At 72.3% G+C, this 15,777-nt stretch carries 15 protein-coding genes; 2 read left to right on the top strand and 13 right to left on the bottom strand.

Annotated features, from left to right (window positions below; genetic code table 11):
* The 7 genes from B7P34_RS31155 to B7P34_RS31125 form a co-directional block, all read right to left on the bottom strand.
* The coding region (locus tag B7P34_RS31155) for an NADH-quinone oxidoreductase subunit G (RefSeq protein WP_146166979.1) at positions 1-1,502 on the bottom strand (1,502 nt) is incomplete at its 3' end.
* Positions 1,499-2,860 carry an NADH-quinone oxidoreductase subunit NuoF gene (gene nuoF / locus B7P34_RS31150; RefSeq protein WP_106681542.1) on the bottom strand — a complete coding sequence of 454 codons (1,362 nt, stop codon included), beginning with the start codon at positions 2,858-2,860 and terminating at the stop codon, positions 1,499-1,501. The genes nuoF and B7P34_RS31155, both read right to left, overlap by 4 nt.
* The gene (nuoE, locus tag B7P34_RS31145) at positions 2,857-3,597 is read right to left on the bottom strand and encodes an NADH-quinone oxidoreductase subunit NuoE (protein WP_106681541.1); all 741 of its coding nucleotides are present in this window, start codon (positions 3,595-3,597) and stop codon (positions 2,857-2,859) included. Before nuoE ends, nuoF begins: the two co-directional genes overlap by 4 nt.
* Before the next feature lie 20 nt (positions 3,598-3,617).
* Positions 3,618-4,940 carry an NADH-quinone oxidoreductase subunit D gene (locus B7P34_RS31140; RefSeq protein WP_106681540.1) on the bottom strand — a complete coding sequence of 441 codons (1,323 nt, stop codon included), beginning with the start codon at positions 4,938-4,940 and terminating at the stop codon, positions 3,618-3,620.
* Positions 4,940-5,698 carry an NADH-quinone oxidoreductase subunit C gene (locus tag B7P34_RS31135; protein ID WP_106681539.1) on the bottom strand — a complete coding sequence of 253 codons (759 nt, stop codon included), beginning with the start codon at positions 5,696-5,698 and terminating at the stop codon, positions 4,940-4,942. Before B7P34_RS31135 ends, B7P34_RS31140 begins: the two co-directional genes overlap by 1 nt.
* Positions 5,695-6,249, bottom strand: coding sequence for a NuoB/complex I 20 kDa subunit family protein (locus B7P34_RS31130; protein WP_106681538.1), 555 nt, complete (start codon positions 6,247-6,249; stop codon positions 5,695-5,697). Before B7P34_RS31130 ends, B7P34_RS31135 begins: the two co-directional genes overlap by 4 nt.
* A 10-nt stretch (positions 6,250-6,259) precedes the next feature.
* Positions 6,260-6,619 carry an NADH-quinone oxidoreductase subunit A gene (locus tag B7P34_RS31125; RefSeq protein ID WP_030368484.1) on the bottom strand — a complete coding sequence of 120 codons (360 nt, stop codon included), beginning with the start codon at positions 6,617-6,619 and terminating at the stop codon, positions 6,260-6,262.
* A 716-nt stretch (positions 6,620-7,335) separates the two neighbouring features.
* Between B7P34_RS31125 and B7P34_RS31120 the strand changes: the two genes are divergently transcribed.
* A complete protein-coding gene (locus B7P34_RS31120; RefSeq protein WP_106681537.1) occupies positions 7,336-8,178 on the top strand; it encodes a C40 family peptidase in 843 nt (280 codons plus the stop codon).
* A 402-nt stretch (positions 8,179-8,580) separates the two neighbouring features.
* Entirely contained in the window at positions 8,581-9,609 is a 1,029-nt protein-coding gene (locus tag B7P34_RS31115) for a winged helix-turn-helix domain-containing protein (RefSeq protein WP_106681536.1), read from the top strand.
* Between the two features lie 37 nt (positions 9,610-9,646).
* On the opposite strand, the gene B7P34_RS31110 is transcribed toward B7P34_RS31115, so the two are convergent.
* The 6 genes from B7P34_RS31110 to B7P34_RS31085 all read right to left on the bottom strand — a co-directional run bounded on the left by B7P34_RS31110 (position 9,647) and on the right by B7P34_RS31085 (position 15,688).
* Positions 9,647-10,924: a geranylgeranyl reductase family protein gene (locus B7P34_RS31110; protein WP_106681535.1), complete on the bottom strand. Its 1,278-nt coding sequence runs from the start codon at positions 10,922-10,924 to the stop codon at positions 9,647-9,649.
* A gap of 103 nt (positions 10,925-11,027) precedes the next feature.
* Entirely contained in the window at positions 11,028-11,945 is a 918-nt protein-coding gene (locus B7P34_RS31105) for a zinc ribbon domain-containing protein (protein WP_106681534.1), read from the bottom strand.
* A gap of 140 nt (positions 11,946-12,085) precedes the next feature.
* On the bottom strand, positions 12,086-12,784 hold the full coding sequence (locus B7P34_RS31100) for a demethylmenaquinone methyltransferase (protein ID WP_106681533.1): 699 nt from the start codon (positions 12,782-12,784) through the stop codon (positions 12,086-12,088).
* 403 nt (positions 12,785-13,187) lie between these two features.
* Entirely contained in the window at positions 13,188-13,847 is a 660-nt protein-coding gene (locus B7P34_RS31095) for an amidohydrolase family protein (RefSeq protein WP_106681532.1), read from the bottom strand.
* A gap of 7 nt (positions 13,848-13,854) precedes the next feature.
* Positions 13,855-15,066 (bottom strand): cyclic dehypoxanthinyl futalosine synthase, encoded by a 1,212-nt coding sequence (gene mqnC, locus B7P34_RS31090; protein WP_106681531.1) that lies wholly within the window; start codon positions 15,064-15,066, stop codon positions 13,855-13,857.
* Between the two features lie 76 nt (positions 15,067-15,142).
* Positions 15,143-15,688, bottom strand: coding sequence for a hypothetical protein (locus tag B7P34_RS31085; RefSeq protein WP_146166978.1), 546 nt, complete (start codon positions 15,686-15,688; stop codon positions 15,143-15,145).
* Between the last annotated feature and the right edge of the window lie 89 nt (positions 15,689-15,777).

Raw genomic sequence — 15,777 nt, 5'->3', positions numbered from 1 at the left:
AGCGCGCCGGGCACGCCCGCGAGCCGCTCGCCGACGACGATCACGGCGCCGCCGGCGCGCAGTGCCTCGGCCGCGGCCCGCCCTCCGTCGTCCAGCTCGGTGCCGCCGGCCAGCGCCCGCAGCCACTCGCTCTCGGTGCCCGGCGCGGCCGGCAGGAGCGTCCCCCCGGCCTTCTCCAGGCCGCGGGTGGCGTGCGTGGCCAGCGCGAAGACGCGCTGCCCGTGCTTGCGCCAGGCCTTGCGCAGCCGCAGGAAGACGCCGGGCGCCTCCTCCTCCGCCTCGAAGCCCACCAGCAGCACCGCCGGGGCCTTCTCCAGCGCCGCGTACGTCAGCCCGCTGCCGTCGAGATCCCGGCCGCGCCCGGCGACGCGGGCGGCCAGGAAGTCGGCCTCCTCACCGCTGTGCACCCGGGCCCGGAAGTCGACGTCGTGCGTGTCGAGCGCCACGCGCGCGAACTTGGCGTACGCGTACGCGTCCTCGACCGTCAGCCGGCCACCGGTCAGGACACCCGCCCTGCCGCGCGCCGCCGCCAGCCCGCGGGCCGCCGCCTCCAGCGCCTCCGGCCAGCTCGCGGGCGCGAGGACGCCCTCCGCGTTCCGCACGAGCGGGTGGGCGAAGCGCTCCGGCCGCTGCGCGTAGCGGAACGCGAAACGGCCCTTGTCGCACACCCACTCCTCGTTGACCTCCGGGTCGTCGGCGGCCAGGCGGCGCATCACCTTGCCGCGCCGGTGGTCCGTGCGCAGCGCGCAGCCGCCCGCGCAGTGCTCGCACACCGCCGGCGACGACACCAGGTCGAACGGGCGCGAGCGGAAGCGGTACGCCGCCGAGGTCAGCGCCCCCACCGGGCAGATCTGGATGGTGTTGCCCGAGAAGTACGACTCGAAGGGCACGCCCTCGCCCGTGCCGACCTGCTGCAGCGCGCCGCGCTCCAGCAGCTCGATCATCGGGTCGCCCGCGATCTGCTGCGAGAAGCGGGTGCAGCGCGCGCACAGCACGCACCGCTCGCGGTCCAGCAGCACCTGCGGGGAGATGGGCACGGGCTTCTCGAAGGTCCGCTTGCGGCCCTCGAAGCGGCTGTCCGCCTGCCCCGCCGACATCGCCTGGTTCTGCAGGGGGCACTCGCCGCCCTTGTCGCAGACCGGGCAGTCCAGCGGGTGGTTGATCAGCAGCAGCTCCATCACGCCGCGCTGCGCCTTCTCCGCGACGGGCGAGGTCAGCTGCGTCCGGACGACCATGCCGTCGGTGCAGGTGATGGTGCAGGACGCCATCGGCTTGCGCTGGCCCTCCACCTCCACGATGCACTGCCGGCAGGCGCCGGCCGGATCGAGCAGCGGGTGGTCGCAGAAGCGGGGGATCTCGATGCCCAGCAGCTCCGCGGCGCGGATGACCAGCGTCCCCTTGGGGACGGAGATCGCGGCGCCATCGATGGTGAGGGAGACGAGGTCCTCCGGCGGCGGCTTCGCGCCCCCTCCTCCGGAGGGGGCAGACGTCGTGACCGTCACGCGTTCACCTCCAGGGGGAAGTTCTGCGGGCCGTCGGCCCACAGGGTCGACTTCGACGGGTCGAAGGGGCAGCCCTTGCCCGTGATGTGCTGCTCGTACTCCGCGCGGAAGTGCTGCAGCGAGGAGAGGATGGGCGCCGCGGCGCCGTCGCCGAGGGCGCAGAACGACTTGCCGTTGATGTTGTCGGAGATGTCGGCGAGCTTGTCGAGGTCGGCCTTGCGGCCCTTGCCGGCCTCGATGTCGCGCAGCAGCTGGACGAGCCAGTACGTGCCTTCGCGGCAGGGCGTGCACTTGCCGCACGACTCGTGCGCGTAGAACTCCGTCCAGCGGGTGACCGCGCGCACCACGCACGTCGTCTCGTCGAAGCACTGCAGCGACTTGGTGCCCAGCAGCGAGCCGGCCGCGCCGACGCTGTCGAAGTCCAGCGGGACGTCGAGGTGTTCGGGGGTGAACATGGGGCTGGACGAGCCGCCCGGCGTCCAGAACTTCAGCCGGTGGCCGGGCCGCATGCCGCCGCTCATGTCGAGCAGCTGGCGCAGCGTGATGCCCATGGGGCCCTCGTACTGGCCGGGGTTCGCGACGTGCCCGGAGAGCGAATAGAGCGTGAAGCCGGGGCACTTGTCGGTGCCCATCGAGCGGAACCACTCCTTGCCCCGGTGGAGGATCGCGGGAACCGACGCGATGGACTCGACGTTGTTCACGACAGTGGGGCAGGCGTAGAGGCCGGCGACCGCGGGGAAGGGGGGCCGGAGCCGGGGCTGGCCGCGGCGGCCTTCGAGCGAGTCGAGGAGGGCGGTCTCCTCGCCGCAGATGTACGCGCCCGCGCCCGCGTGCACGGTCAGCTCCAGGTCCAGCCCGGAGCCGAGGACGTTCGTGCCGAGGTAGCCCGCGGCGTAGGCCTCGCGCACGGCCTCGTGCAGCCGGCGCAGCACGGGGACGACCTCGCCGCGCAGGTAGACGAAGGCACGGTTGGAGCGGATCGCGTGGCAGGCGATCACGATGCCCTCGATGAGGGTGTGCGGCGCGGCGAAGAGCAGCGGGATGTCCTTGCAGGCGCCCGGCTCGGACTCGTCCGCGTTGACCACGAGGTAGTGCGGCTTGCCGTCGCCCTGCGGGATGAACTGCCACTTCATGCCCGTCGGGAAGCCCGCGCCGCCGCGGCCGCGCAGGCCCGAGTCCTTCACGTAGGCGATCACGTCGTCGGGGGCCATCGCGAGGGCCTTGCGCGCGCCCTGGTAGCCGTCGTGGCGCAGGTAGGTCTCCAGCATCCAGGAGCGCGGCTCGTCCCAGAACGCGGAGAGCACGGGGGCGAGCAGCTTCTCCGGGCTCGTCTCCCCCATCGCTGGTGCCATGGTCATCCCTCCCCCTCCTCGTGATGCGGTGCGGGGCCCTCGTCCTGCACCGGGGCGCTGCGGGGCGGGCCGACGCGGGGCGCGTGCTCGCCCTTGGCCAGCCGCAGCCCCGCCAGGGAGGCCGGGCCCGCGCCGCCGCTCGCCTCGACCGCGCCCGGGCGGGGGTCGGGGAAGCCGGCGAGGATCCGGGAGGTCTCCCGGAAGGTGCAGAGCGGGGCGCCGCGGGTGGGCTCGGCGGGGCGGCCCGCGCGCAGGTCGTCGACGAGGGCCTTGGCGCTCTCGACGGTCTGGTTGTCGAAGAACTCCCAGTTGACCATCACCACAGGCGCGAAGTCGCAGGCGGCGTTGCACTCGACGTGTTCGAGGGTGACCTTGCCGTCGGGGGTGGTGCCGCCGTTGTCGACGCCGAGGTGCCGGCGCAGGCCCTCGAAGATCGCGTCGCCGCCCATGACCGCGCACAGGGTGTTGGTGCACACCCCCACCTGGTACTCGCCGCCCGGCTCGCGCCGGTACATCGTGTAGAAGGTGGCGACCGCCGTGACCTCGGCGATGGTCAGGCCGAGCGTCTCGGCGCAGAAGCGCATGCCGGTCCGGGTGACGTGCCCCTCCTCGGCCTGGACGAGGTGGAGCAGCGGCAGCAGGGCGCTCCGGCTGTCGGGATAGCGGTCGATCACCTCCTTGGCGTCGGCCGCCAGCCGCTCCCGCACCTCCGCGGGATAGTCGGGCGCGGGGAGCGAAGGCATCCCCAGCTGTACGTCATGGCTCACCGGTCGACGCCTCCCATCACAGGGTCGATGGACGCCACCGCGACGATCACGTCGGCCACCTGGCCGCCCTCGCACATCGCCGCCATGGACTGCAGGTTGGTGAAGGACGGATCGCGGAAGTGGACGCGGTACGGACGCGTGCCGCCGTCGCTGACGACGTGCACGCCCAGCTCGCCCTTGGGCGACTCGACCGCGGCGTAGACCTGGCCGGGCGGCACCCGGAAGCCCTCCGTGACCAGCTTGAAGTGGTGGATCAGGGCCTCCATGGAGGTGCCCATGATCTTCTTGATGTGGTCGAGGGAGTTGCCGAGGCCGTCGGGGCCGAGGGCCAGCTGCGCGGGCCAGGCGATCTTCTTGTCCGCGACCATGACCGGGCCGGGCGCCAGCCGGTCCAGGCACTGCTCGACGATCCGCAGGGACTGGTGCATCTCCTCGATGCGGATGAGGAAGCGCCCGTACGCGTCGCAGGTGTCGGCGGTCGGCACCTCGAAGTCGTAGGTGTCGTAGCCGCAGTAGGGCTGGGACTTGCGCAGGTCGTGCGGGAGGCCGGTGGCGCGCAGGATGGGGCCGGTCGCGCCGAGGGCCATGCAGCCGGCCAGGTCGAGGTGGCCGATGTCCTGGAGGCGGCCCTTGAAGATGGGGTTGCCGGTGGCGAGCTTGTCGTACTCCGGCAGGTTCTTGCGCATCTTCTTCACGAAGGCGCGCACCTGGTCCACGGCGCCGGGCGGCAGGTCCTGCGCGAGGCCGCCGGGGCGGACGTAGGCGTGGTTCATGCGCAGGCCGGTGATCAGCTCGTAGATGTCGAGGACGAGCTCGCGGTCCCGGAAGCCGTAGATCATGATCGTGGTGGCGCCGAGCTCCATGCCACCGGTGGCGATGCACACCAGGTGCGAGGAGATTCGGTTCAGCTCCATCAGCAGGACGCGGATGACCGAGGCGCGGTCGGGGATCTGCTCCTCGATGCCCAGCAGCTTCTCCACGCCCAGGCAGTACGCCGTCTCGTTGAAGAACGGCGTCAGGTAGTCCATGCGCGTGACGAAGGTGGTGCCCTGCGTCCACGTCCGGTATTCGAGGTTCTTCTCGATGCCGGTGTGCAGATAGCCGATGCCGCAGCGGGCCTCGGTGACGGTCTCGCCGTCGATCTCCAGGATCAGGCGGAGCACTCCGTGGGTGGACGGGTGCTGCGGGCCCATGTTGACGATGATGCGTTCGTCGTCGGCCTGTTTCGCCTCCGCCGCCAGCTCGTCCCAGTCGCCGCCGGTGACGGTGTAGACGGTGCCTTCGGTGGTCTCGCGCGGGCTTGCCGGTGATGCGCTCATCAGCTGTACGACCTCCGCTCGTCCGGAGCCGGGATGCGGGCGCCCTTGTACTCGACGGGGATGCCGCCGAGGGGGTAGTCCTTGCGCTGCGGGAAGCCCTGCCAGTCGTCCGGCATCATGATCCGCGTGAGCGCGGGGTGGCCGTCGAAGACGAGGCCGAAGAAGTCGTAGGCCTCGCGCTCGTGCCAGTCGTTGGTGGGGTAGACGTCCACGAGCGACGGCAGGTGCGGGTCGGCGTCGGGGACGCTCACCTCCAGCCGGATCAGCCGGTTGTGGGTGATCGAGCGCAGGTGGTAGACCGCGTGCAGCTCGCGGCCCTTGTCTCCGGGGAAGTGCACTCCGCTCACGCCCGTGCACAGCTCGAAGCGGAGCGCGGGGTCGTCGCGGAGGGTGCGGGCGACGCGCGGCAGGTGCTCGCGGGCGATGTGGAACGTGAGCTCGCCGCGGTCGACGACGGTCTTCTCGATGGCGCTCTCCGGCAGGAGGCCCTGTTCCTCCAGGGCGCCCTCCAGTTCGTCCGCCACCTCGTCGAAGTAGCCGCCGTAGGGTCGGGTGGCCTCGCCGGGCAGGCGGACGGTGCGCACCAGGCCGCCGTAGCCGGAGGTGTCGCCGCCGTTGCGGGCGCCGAACATGCCGCGCTGGACGCGGATGGCCTCGCCGTGATCGCCGCGCTGGCCCGGGAGGTTCTGGGCGTTCAGGTCCTTGTCGGGGTTCACGCCGTTGGCGCCGGGCTCCCCGCCGGCCGTGGGTCCGCTCATCGCAGCAGCCCCTTCATCTCGATCAGGGGCAGGGCCTTCAGGGCGGCGTCCTCCGCCTCGCGCTCGGCCTTCTCGCGGTGCGGCCCGAGCTTCTCGCCCTGGATCTTCCGGTGCAGCTTCAGGATCGCGTCCATCAGCATCTCGGGGCGCGGCGGGCAGCCGGGCAGGTAGATGTCGACCGGGACGATGTGGTCGACGCCCTGGACGATCGCGTAGTTGTTGAACATGCCTCCGCTGGAGGCGCAGACGCCCATGGAGATCACCCACTTGGGGTTGGGCATCTGGTCGTAGACCTGGCGCAGGACGGGGGCCATCTTCTGGCTGACCCGGCCGGCGACGATCATCAGATCGGCCTGGCGGGGCGAGCCGCGGAAGACCTCCATGCCGAAGCGGGCCAGGTCGTAGCGGCCGGCGCCGGTGGTCATCATCTCGATGGCGCAGCAGGCCAGGCCGAAGGTCGCCGGGAAGACGGACGACTTGCGGACCCAGCCGGCGGCCTGTTCGACGGTGGTCAGCGCGAAGCCGCTGGGCAGCTTCTCCTCGAGTCCCATGTGGTGCCCCCTAGTCCCATTCCAGGCCGCCGCGGCGCCAGACGTAGGCGTAGGCGACGAAGACGGTGAGCACGAAGAGCAGCATCTCCACGAGCCCGAACAGACCCAGGGCGTCGAAGGTGACGGCCCAGGGGTAGAGGAAGACGATCTCGATGTCGAAGACGATGAAGAGCATCGCCGTCAGGTAGTACTTGATCGGGAAGCGCCCGCCGCCCGCGGGCTGCGGAGTGGGCTCGATACCGCACTCGTAGGCCTCGAGCTTGGCGCGGTTGTACCTCTTGGGCCCGACGATCGAGGCCATGACCACGGAGAAGATCGCGAAGCCTGCCCCGAGGGCTCCCAGTACGAGGATGGGCGCGTAGGCGTTCACCGCTCCTCGCTCCTTCCAGTCGACGCTGACTGCCGGCTCAACCAACCCGGCCGGGCGGACCGCCCCTGCGGGCCACCGGAGATCACCGCGAAGATCGCCGATATGTGAGGCAGTTCACAAGCCCGGGTCGATTGCATCCTATGCCCGTCGGTCTGTGATCTGCGACACGGGGTACACACCCGCGTTTGTGATCTCCACCACCTGACGAACGATCATCAAGTCGGATGAGCGGCGATCTTCGTACACGAAGCGCACAAGTGATCACCAGGGGTGACATTCGGCCGCCCCGCGCCTGGTCGGAGGGGTGGCGCTTTATCAAGAGGCGTGCCGCGCACGCAAATTGGCATGTGCCGCCGTCAACTGATATGGGGCGGCCGTCCACTGACCCCGCGTCGCCCGCGGGGCGTCGCCGGCGCCTTCGTTCACGAGGGCTCGCACGGGACGCCCGGGACGTGAGCTGCGCCACGCGCCAGGAGGTTCAAGGGCCGGATTTCGTGGGTAGCCTCGACACGCGAACCGTGATGGTGATATGACCATCGCCGATCATGACCGATGGCCAAAACCCCATGCTGAGGCGGCTGATAGGGGTCCACGGGTGATCGGCCGCCGTGATGTTCCCGTGATCAAATGCCCGAATTCTGGGCGCGTGCACGTCAATTGTGACGCACGTCACCTTTATTGAACTCAACCTGCGCGGACTGATAGTCCGTTGTCCCATGTCCCCCAACGCGCACATAACCAGCCACCGGAAGCCCCGTCGTACGGCCACCCAGTCGTGGGTCGTCCGCACTGGTGTTGCCGGTGGCGTCCTCAGCACCCTGGCCGTGGCCGGCGCCGGTTCCGCCACCGCCGCCGAGAAGCCCGTCGAGGCGACCGTCGAGATGCCCGCGGTCAACGCGGCCCTGGCCACGTCCATCGCGCAGAGCGCGGCGGCCACCCAGCAGACGTCCTTCGACTTCCAGGACCGCGCGCAGCAGGACGAGGCGACCAGCAAGGTCGAGGCCGCCGCCAAGAAGGCCGCCGACGAGGCCGAGCGCAAGGCCGAGGCGGAGCGCAAGGCCGCCGCCGCCAAGGAGAAGCGCGAGAAGGAGGAGGCCGACCGCGCCTCCCGCGCCACCGAGCGCAAGAGCCTCAGCACCAAGTCCGCCGCCCAGACCTCCGAGGACGCGGCCGGCGCCGCCTCTTCCTCCTCGAAGGGCGCCACCGGCTCCTCCGCCACCCTGGTCTCCTTCCTGGAGGCCCAGCTCGGCAAGGCGTACGTGATGGGCTCCACCGGCCCGTCCTCGTACGACTGCTCCGGCCTGGTCATGGCGGCCTACAACCAGATCGGCATCAGCCTGCCGCGCGTCTCGCAGGACCAGTCGACGGCCGGCACCGCGGTCTCGCTGAGCAACCTGCAGGTCGGCGACATCCTGTACTGGGGCCCCGCGGGCAGCGCGTACCACGTGGCCGTGTACGTCGGCGGCGGCAAGTTCATCGGCGCGCAGAACCCGAGCACGGGCATCGTCGAGCGCGACATGAGCTACTCCCCGCCCACCGGCGCGGTCCGCGTCCTGTAACCCAGGACGCCGGAAGACGTACGAAGGGCCGCCGTCCCACCGCTCGGGACGGCGGCCCTTCGGCATGCCCGCCGGCGGCCGTGTCCCCCGCACGGCCCGCGGCGCGGCTGCCGGCCGGACGCCCTGCGACCCCCGTCTCCCACAGGACGCGTCCCCGGCCTCCCCCGTACCGGGACGGGCCCTCCGAGCCGCTGGAGAAGCGCCCGTCCCGGTATGTGAAGTCTGCAAGCACCGTCACCGGCGGGACAAAGCCCTTCGGCGGGGGCCGAATCCGGACGCCGCGCGACGCTCCCGTACGAAGCCCCCTCCGAAGCCCCGGGCGAAGACGCCTCGCGAAGACCCCGCGCGAGGCTCTGCGCGGAGGTTCCCCGCGCGGGCGTCCCCGCGCTACCGTCGGTCGTCGTGCTCCGCATCCACTTCGGCCCGGACGACCTCGGCAGGGTGCGCCTCACGCCCGGCCCGGACCCCCTGGCGGAGGCGGCGCTGAGCCTGCCCGTGCTGCAGAACCGCTGGATGGGCGGGATCGCCCTCGACGGCTGGCGGCAGCGCACCCAGCGCGGCCTGAGCCCCCTCATGCGGCCCCTGCTGGAGCTCGCCCCGGCCGGCATGGGCGAATACCTCCCGGAGGCGTTCCTGCACGCCGAGGACGGCGCCACCACGCTCGCCGAGAGCCTGGAGTCCGTGTGGGCCCTGCCGCAGAAGGTCTGGACGGCCGAGCTGGAGTGCGCGCTGGACCACCGCCCCGTGCCCCAGTGGTTCGGCGACCTGCACACCGCGGACCGGCCGGCCGCCCGCACCGTCGACCAGGCCTTCCGCTCGTACTACGACACGGCCCTCGCGCCCTACTGGTCGCAGGTGACCGCCTGCGTGCAGGCCGACCGCACGCGCCGCATCCGCACCGCCGCGGAGCAGGGCGTCGAGCACCTCCTGGCCACCCTGCACCCCACCGTGCGCTGGGAGTCGCCCGTGCTGCACGTGCCCTGCATGCACAACGAGGGCTTCCACCGGGACTTCCACGACGTGTTCCTGGCGGGCCGGGGCCTGACCCTCACGCCCTCGTTCTTCTGGCCGCACCCCACGGCGCGGGCCCACAGCGCGGACGACGAGGCGCCCATCGACCTCTGCTACCCCGTCGCCCTCGACCTCACCGCCTACCAGACGGTGCTCACCGGCCCCGCCGGGCGCGGCTCCGGCGACCTCGCGCGGCTGACCGCACTGCTCGGGCGCACCCGCGCCCGCGTGCTGGACGCGGCCGCGGACGGCGGCAGCACGGCGCAGCTCGCCCGCCGCGCCGGGGTCTCCCCGGCCTCGGCGAGCGAGCACGCGACCGTCCTGCGGGAGGCGGGCCTCCTCACCACCCGCCGCAACGGGCCGTCCGTGCATCACACGCTGACGCCGCTGGGGCAGGCGCTGCTCGACGGGGTGGGCTGAGCGTCAGTCCACGCAGGGCAGGCCCTTCCCGCCGCCGTCACGCCTTCGGCGCCACCCGGCTCAGCCCGTTGATGATGCGGTCCATCGCGTCGCCGCCCGTCGGGTCCGTCAGGTTGGCCAGCATCTTCAGCGTGAACTTCATCAGCAGCGGGTGCGTCAGGCCGTGCTGGGCACCGATCTTCATGACCTTCGGGTTGCCGATGAGCTTCACGAACGCCCGGCCGAGCGTGTAGTAGCCGCCGTAGGTGTCCTTGAGGACCTTCGGGTAGCGCTGCAGGGCCAGCTCGCGCTGCGCGTACGAGGCGCGCGCGTGCGCCTGCACGATGACGTCCGCGGCGATCTGCCCGGACTCCATGGCGTACGCGATGCCCTCGCCGTTGAACGGGTTCACGAGCCCGCCCGCGTCGCCGACCAGCAGCAGGCCGCGCGTGTAGTGCGGCTGGCGGTTGAAGGCCATGGGGAGGGCCGCGCCGCGGATCGGGCCGGTCATGTTCTCCGGGGTGTAGCCCCAGTCCTCGGGCATCGAGGCGCACCACGCCTTGAGGACCTCGCGCCAGTCCAGCTCCTTGAAGGACTCCGAGGTGTTGAGGACGCCGAGGCCGACGTTGCTCGTGCCGTCGCCCATGCCGAAGATCCAGCCGTAGCCGGGCAGCAGCCGGTCCTTCGGGCCGCGCCGGTCCCACAGCTCCAGCCAGGACTCCAGGTAGTCGTCGTCGTGGCGTGGGGAGGTGAAGTACGTGCGCACGGCCACGCCCATGGGGCGGTCCTCGCGGCGGTGCAGGCCCATGCCCAGCGACAGCCGGGAGGAGTTGCCGTCGGCGGCGACGACGAGCGGGGCGCGGAAGGTGACCGGCGTCTTCTCCTCGCCGAGCTTCGCCTCGACGCCCACGATGCGGCCCGTGCGGTCGTCGATGACGGGCGCGCCCACGTTGCAGCGCTCGTACATCCGGGCGCCGGCCTTGACCGCGTTGCGGGCGAGCTGCTCGTCGAAGTCGTCGCGCTTGCGGACCAGTCCGTAGTCCGGGAAGGAGGCGAGGTCCGGCCAGTCGAGCTGGAGCCGGACGCCGCCGCCGATGATGCGCAGGCCCTTGTTGCGCAGCCAGCCCGCCTCCTCGGAGATGTCGATGCCCATCGACACGAGCTGCTTGGTGGCGCGCGGGGTCAGGCCGTCGCCGCACACCTTCTCGCGCGGGAACGCCGTCTTCTCCAGCAGGAGGACGTCCAGTCCGGCCTTGGCGAGGTAGTACGCGGTGGTCGACCCGGCCGGGCCGGCCCCGACGACGATCACATCCGCGGAGTGTTCGGTATCGGTCACGGTCGGCTCTCCCGGTTCGGCTGAGGACTGGTCACCCGAGTCTATGAGCCGCCCGCCCGGCGCCGGGCGGGGGCTGCTCCTCCACGCCACTCCCGGCGGAGCGTCAGCCGGAGGCCCGCGCGCCGGCCTGCCAGGAGCCGAGCGCCGTGTCGAAGGGCTTGCGCGTGGCGTCCCCTTCGTCCCGGCCGGCGAACATGATGGCGTACTCGGTGCCCGAGGCGTCCACGTACGCCTGGTTGTAGGCGTGCATGGTGCGGCCGGTGGCCTTCTCTGTCCAGGTCCACTCCCACAGGGCGCCCGGCCGGCCCTGGAAGGTGTTCCGCGTCATCGACACCCGCCGGTAGCCGTTCTGTCCCTCCCCGCCCTTCTCCAGCTCCTTGAAGTGGTCGTACGGGGACTGCTTCGCGTCGCGCACGATGCCGATCCGCAGGTGCTCGGGGCCCGTGCTGCCGGTGTAGTCGATCTGGCCGCTGCCCTTGTCCTCCCGGCGCCACCCCTTGGGCACCTCAAGGGCGAACCCCTCCGGAGCGGTCACCTTCTCGTAGCCGCTGGTGGCAGGCTCCGAGGACTCCGGGCCGGACGCCGACGGGGAGGCCGACATGGAATCCGAAGGCGAGGGCGAGGCGGAGGCCGACGCGGAGGGGGACCCGGACGGCGAGGGGGACGCGGAGGGCGACGGGCTGACCGGGACGCTCGGCTTCGCCGGGGGCGCGGCCGGTGCCGTGGGCGTCTCGTCGTCGATGCCGAGGGTGTGCTGCTTGCCGCCGTCCTTCTTGTGCTGCGACAGCAGCACGCCGCCCACCACCGCCCCGCCGAGCACGCAGACCGCCACTGCGACCCCCACCCACTTGAGCACGCCGGGGCGGCGGGGCGTGGTGGCGAACCCGAAGGGCCCCGGGGCGGGGGTGATGGTGAACTGTCCGGGAGCGGCCGCCTTGTACGTCCGCGGCCGGCCGCACTTCATGCAGAAGTGCGCGTCCTCCCGGACGAACGGGGTACTGCAGTGCGAACAGGCGTTCATGAGGCGCTCCGGGGCTCGGGACGGTCGTACGGAGGGCGGGGACCTTGATCGTATCGACCGTTGACGCCCTGCCCATGACAATCCGTCGGACGCCGGCGGGACCCGGAGCGGCCCCGCCGGTCACCCCCGGGGGCGATGGCTCAGCCCGCCGCCTTCGTCCCCCGGTGCAGGGCGACGACGCCGCCGGTCAGGTTGCGCCACGCGACCTTCGACCAGCCCGCCTCCTGCAGCAGCCCGGCGAGCGCCGGCTGGTCCGGCCAGGCGCGGATCGACTCGGCGAGGTACACGTACGCGTCGGGGCTGCTGCTGACGGCCCGCGCGACGGGCGGCAGGGCGCGCATCAGGTACTCGGTGTAGACCGTGCGGAACGGCGCCCAGGTGGGCGTCGAGAACTCGCAGATCACCACGCGGCCGCCGGGCCGGGTGACCCGCAGCATCTCGCGCAGCGCCGCGCCGGTGTCCTGCACGTTGCGCAGCCCGAAGGAGATCGTGACGGCGTCGAACACGCCGTCCGCGAAGGGCAGGCGCGTCGCGTCACCGGCGGTCAGCAGCATCCACGGGTTGCGCTTCTTGCCCTCGCGCAGCATGCCGACGGAGAAGTCGCAGGGGACGACGTACGCACCGTCGACGACGAACGGCATCGACGAGGTGCCCGTGCCGGCCGCGAGGTCCAGCACCTTCTCGCCCGGGCGGGCGCCGACGGCCCGGGCGACGGCCTTGCGCCACAGACGGGCCTGGCCGAGCGACAGCACGTCGTTGGTGAGGTCGTATTTGGCCGCCACGTCGTCGAACATCGCGGCGACTTCGTGCGGCTGCTTGTCCAGGGATGCTCGGGTCACGCCCCCATTGTTCACCCCCGGGGCCGGAGGGGACGCAGAGGGTTGGGAGGCAGCGGGCCGGGAGGCAGTGGGCTGGACGGGGACGGCGCGCCCGGGAAGGACCGGCCGTCCCGCGGTGCCGACTGCGCTCGTCCCGGGAGCCCCCGCTCCCCGGGACCGCCGGACCCCCCGCCCGGCGTCGCGCGCCCTTGCGGCCCGGCGTACCGAAACCGTTGCCAGGGCCCTCCACAGTGACACCGCGGGACGCCCGTAGCGGCCGTCCCCGCGGCACTCATCCTGCCGCGCCGAACGGACCGCAGCCCTCCGCATTGATGGGCTTCTGACGTGCGGGAACGCCCTCCATACGGCTCGTTGACGCCGGTGCGGGGCGCCCCGCCGGCGGCGGAGGCCGCAGGGCCTGCGCTCAGCGGCGCCGGTACACCAGCCGGCCGGCGAGCACCGTCGCCACGCAGGTGGCCGCGCCCGCCTCCAGCAGGGCGGCCTCGTCCGGCACGTCGAAGACGGCGAGGTCGGCGCGGCCGCCGACGGCGAGGGGCTCCGCCACGGAGCCGGGCAGGTCCCGGCCCTCCTGGAAGGGGTCGAGGCTCGGCTCGCCGACCAGGATCCCCGGCGCGAGCAGGGCCGGCACGACCCGCAGCCCCGACCGGGCGACCGCCGCCGACAGCACCGGATCCTCGAAGGTCCCCATCGCGGCCACCGCCGTCGTCCCGTGGCGCAGCATCTGCTGCAGCCCCCGCCGGACGCTGCCCGCCCGGCGGGTCCCGGTCATCTCCAGCGCCGCCTTCCGCTCGCCGGTGAGCGGCCGGTCCCCGAGCTCGTCGTACTCGCGCGGATCCGGGTAGTAGGCCTCCTTCAGCAGCCACGCCGTGTGCCACTGCCGCAGCCCCGGCGTCAGCACCCCCGGCCAGCGCCGCACCCGCGCCTGCGGGAACGCCGCGGCCACGTCCTCGTACGGGCCGGTCGCCGCGATCCTGTCGCCGTCCACGACCACGGCGCCGCCGGGCACGGGAGCCGCGCCCGGGGCGGCGGTCAGCAGCAGACCGGCCGTGTGCAGCGTCAGCAAGGCGGCGTCAGCTCGCGTCGATGAGCTTCAGCTCGGGATGCGCCGTGCCGCCCTCGATCGCCGTCGACGACAGGTGCGAGACGACGCGGTCGTCGACCGGGTCGTTCGCCGGGTCGTCGTGCACGAGCAGGTGCTCGTACGTCGTGGCGCGCTGCGCCGGCACCCGGCCCGCCTTGCGGATCAGGTCGATGAGCTCCATGCGGTTGGAGCGGTGCTTGGCGCCGGCCGAGGAGACGACGTTCTCCTCCAGCATCACCGAGCCCAGGTCGTCCGCGCCGTAGTGCAGCGAGAGCTGGCCCGCCTCCTTGCCGACGGTCAGCCAGGAGCCCTGGATGTGGGCGACGTTGTCGAGGAAGAGCCGGGCGACGGCGATCATCCGCAGGTACTCGAAGACGGTCGCCTGCGTACGGCCCTTCAGCACGTTGTTCTGCGGCTGGTAGGTGTACGGGATGAAGGCGCGGAAGCCGCCCGTGCGGTCCTGCACGTCGCGGATCATGCGCAGGTGCTCGATGCGCTCGGCGTTCGTCTCGCCGGTGCCCATGAGCATGGTGGAGGTCGACTCGACGCCCAGGGTGTGCGCCAGCTCCATGATCTCCAGCCAGCGCTCGCCGGACTCCTTCAGCGGCGCGATGGCCTTGCGCGGCCGGGCCGGCAGGAGTTCGGCGCCGGCGCCCGCGAAGGAGTCCAGGCCGGCGGCGTGGATGCGGCGGATCGCCTCTTCGGCGCTCACGCCGGAGATCCGCGACATGTGCTCCACCTCGGACGCGCCGAGGGAGTGGATCACCAGCTGCGGGAACTCCTTCTTGATGGCCGAGAAGTGCTCCTCGTAGTACTCCACGCCGTAGTCCGGGTGGTGGCCGCCCTGGAACATGATCTGCGTGCCGCCGAGCTCCACGGTCTCCGCGCAGCGGCGCAGGATGTCGTCGAGGGGGCGCGTCCAGACCTTGTCGCTCTTCGGCGGGGCGAAGAAGGCGCAGAACTTGCACGCCGTGACGCACGAGTTCGTGTAGTTGATGTTGCGCTCGATGATGTACGTGGCGATGTGCTCGATGCCCGCGTAGCGGCGGCGCCGGGCGGCGTCCGCGGCGGCGCCCAGGGCGTGCAGCGGAGCGTGCCGGTAGAGGTCGAGCGCCTCCTCCGGGGTGATGCGGCCACCGGCGGCGGCACGGTCGAGGACCGCGGTCACATCCATGGGCGTGAGTTCGGCCTTCTCGCTCACCGGGGCGTCCCTTCGGAGGGGGTTTGACACGACCGTCAGCCTACGCCAGGGCCCTGACGGGCCGGGGGGTGGGCGGTCAACCGGTGCGGGCGAGCGTCGCGGTGGGTTTGCCGCCCCCGGCGTCGTCGGAAGCGAAACGGATCTTCCCGTCCGGGGCGAGTCGGTAGGTGACCGTGGCGGTCGCGCTCGTGCAGAGGGCGCCCCGCTCCCCGTCGGTGCTCTCCTCCAGCACGAGCCGGTCGGCGGTCGAGGAGAGGAGCTTCGCCTTGCTGTGGCACTGCACGGTCCCGAGCACGTCATAGGTCGTACGGATCACGTAGTCGCCCTTGCCGCCGCCGGCGATCACGCTGGACATGGTGCCGTTGGCGAGGCCGTTGCCCGTGACGACACTGCCGCTCCAGGTGCCGGTGAAGCCCGGCGGGACGGCAGCCTGCCCGGCGTCCGGGCGGGCGGAGCGCGTGGCGGCCGGAGGCTCCTCGCCACCGCCGCCGGACGGAGGGATCACGCCGAGCAGGTAGAGCAGGACGGCCGCCGGCACCGCCGGCAGGAGGACTGCACCGGCCAGCACCCGCCACCGGCGGGGGCGGCGCGCCCCGCCCGCCTCTGCAGCCTCTACAGACACACCGGCCTCCACAAGCGCAGCCGCCCCCGCAGGCGCAGCCGCCTCCGTCGCAGGCCCGCCCGGGTCCCCGGCCCCCGGCGGCGCGTGCG

The sequence above is a fragment of the Streptosporangium nondiastaticum genome (assembly GCF_003011965.1).
Lineage (GTDB): Bacteria > Actinomycetota > Actinomycetes > Streptomycetales > Streptomycetaceae > Streptomyces > Streptomyces nondiastaticus.
The sequence above is the reverse complement of the archived record's forward strand: the minus strand, read 5'-3'. Positions and strand labels throughout refer to the sequence as shown.

What these genes read in the sequence shown, in the direction of transcription:
- nuoF (WP_106681542.1), bottom strand. Translation starts at nt 2,860, where the DNA reads ATGACCATGGCACCAGCGATGGGGGAGACGAGCCCGGAGAAGCTGCTC.
- nuoE (WP_106681541.1), bottom strand. Translation starts at nt 3,597, where the DNA reads ATGCCTTCGCTCCCCGCGCCCGACTATCCCGCGGAGGTGCGGGAGCGG.
- B7P34_RS31140 (WP_106681540.1), bottom strand. Translation starts at nt 4,940, where the DNA reads ATGAGCGCATCACCGGCAAGCCCGCGCGAGACCACCGAAGGCACCGTC.
- B7P34_RS31135 (WP_106681539.1), bottom strand. Translation starts at nt 5,698, where the DNA reads ATGAGCGGACCCACGGCCGGCGGGGAGCCCGGCGCCAACGGCGTGAAC.
- B7P34_RS31130 (WP_106681538.1), bottom strand. Translation starts at nt 6,249, where the DNA reads ATGGGACTCGAGGAGAAGCTGCCCAGCGGCTTCGCGCTGACCACCGTC.
- B7P34_RS31120 (WP_106681537.1), top strand. Translation starts at nt 7,336, where the DNA reads ATGTCCCCCAACGCGCACATAACCAGCCACCGGAAGCCCCGTCGTACG.
- B7P34_RS31105 (WP_106681534.1), bottom strand. Translation starts at nt 11,945, where the DNA reads ATGAACGCCTGTTCGCACTGCAGTACCCCGTTCGTCCGGGAGGACGCG.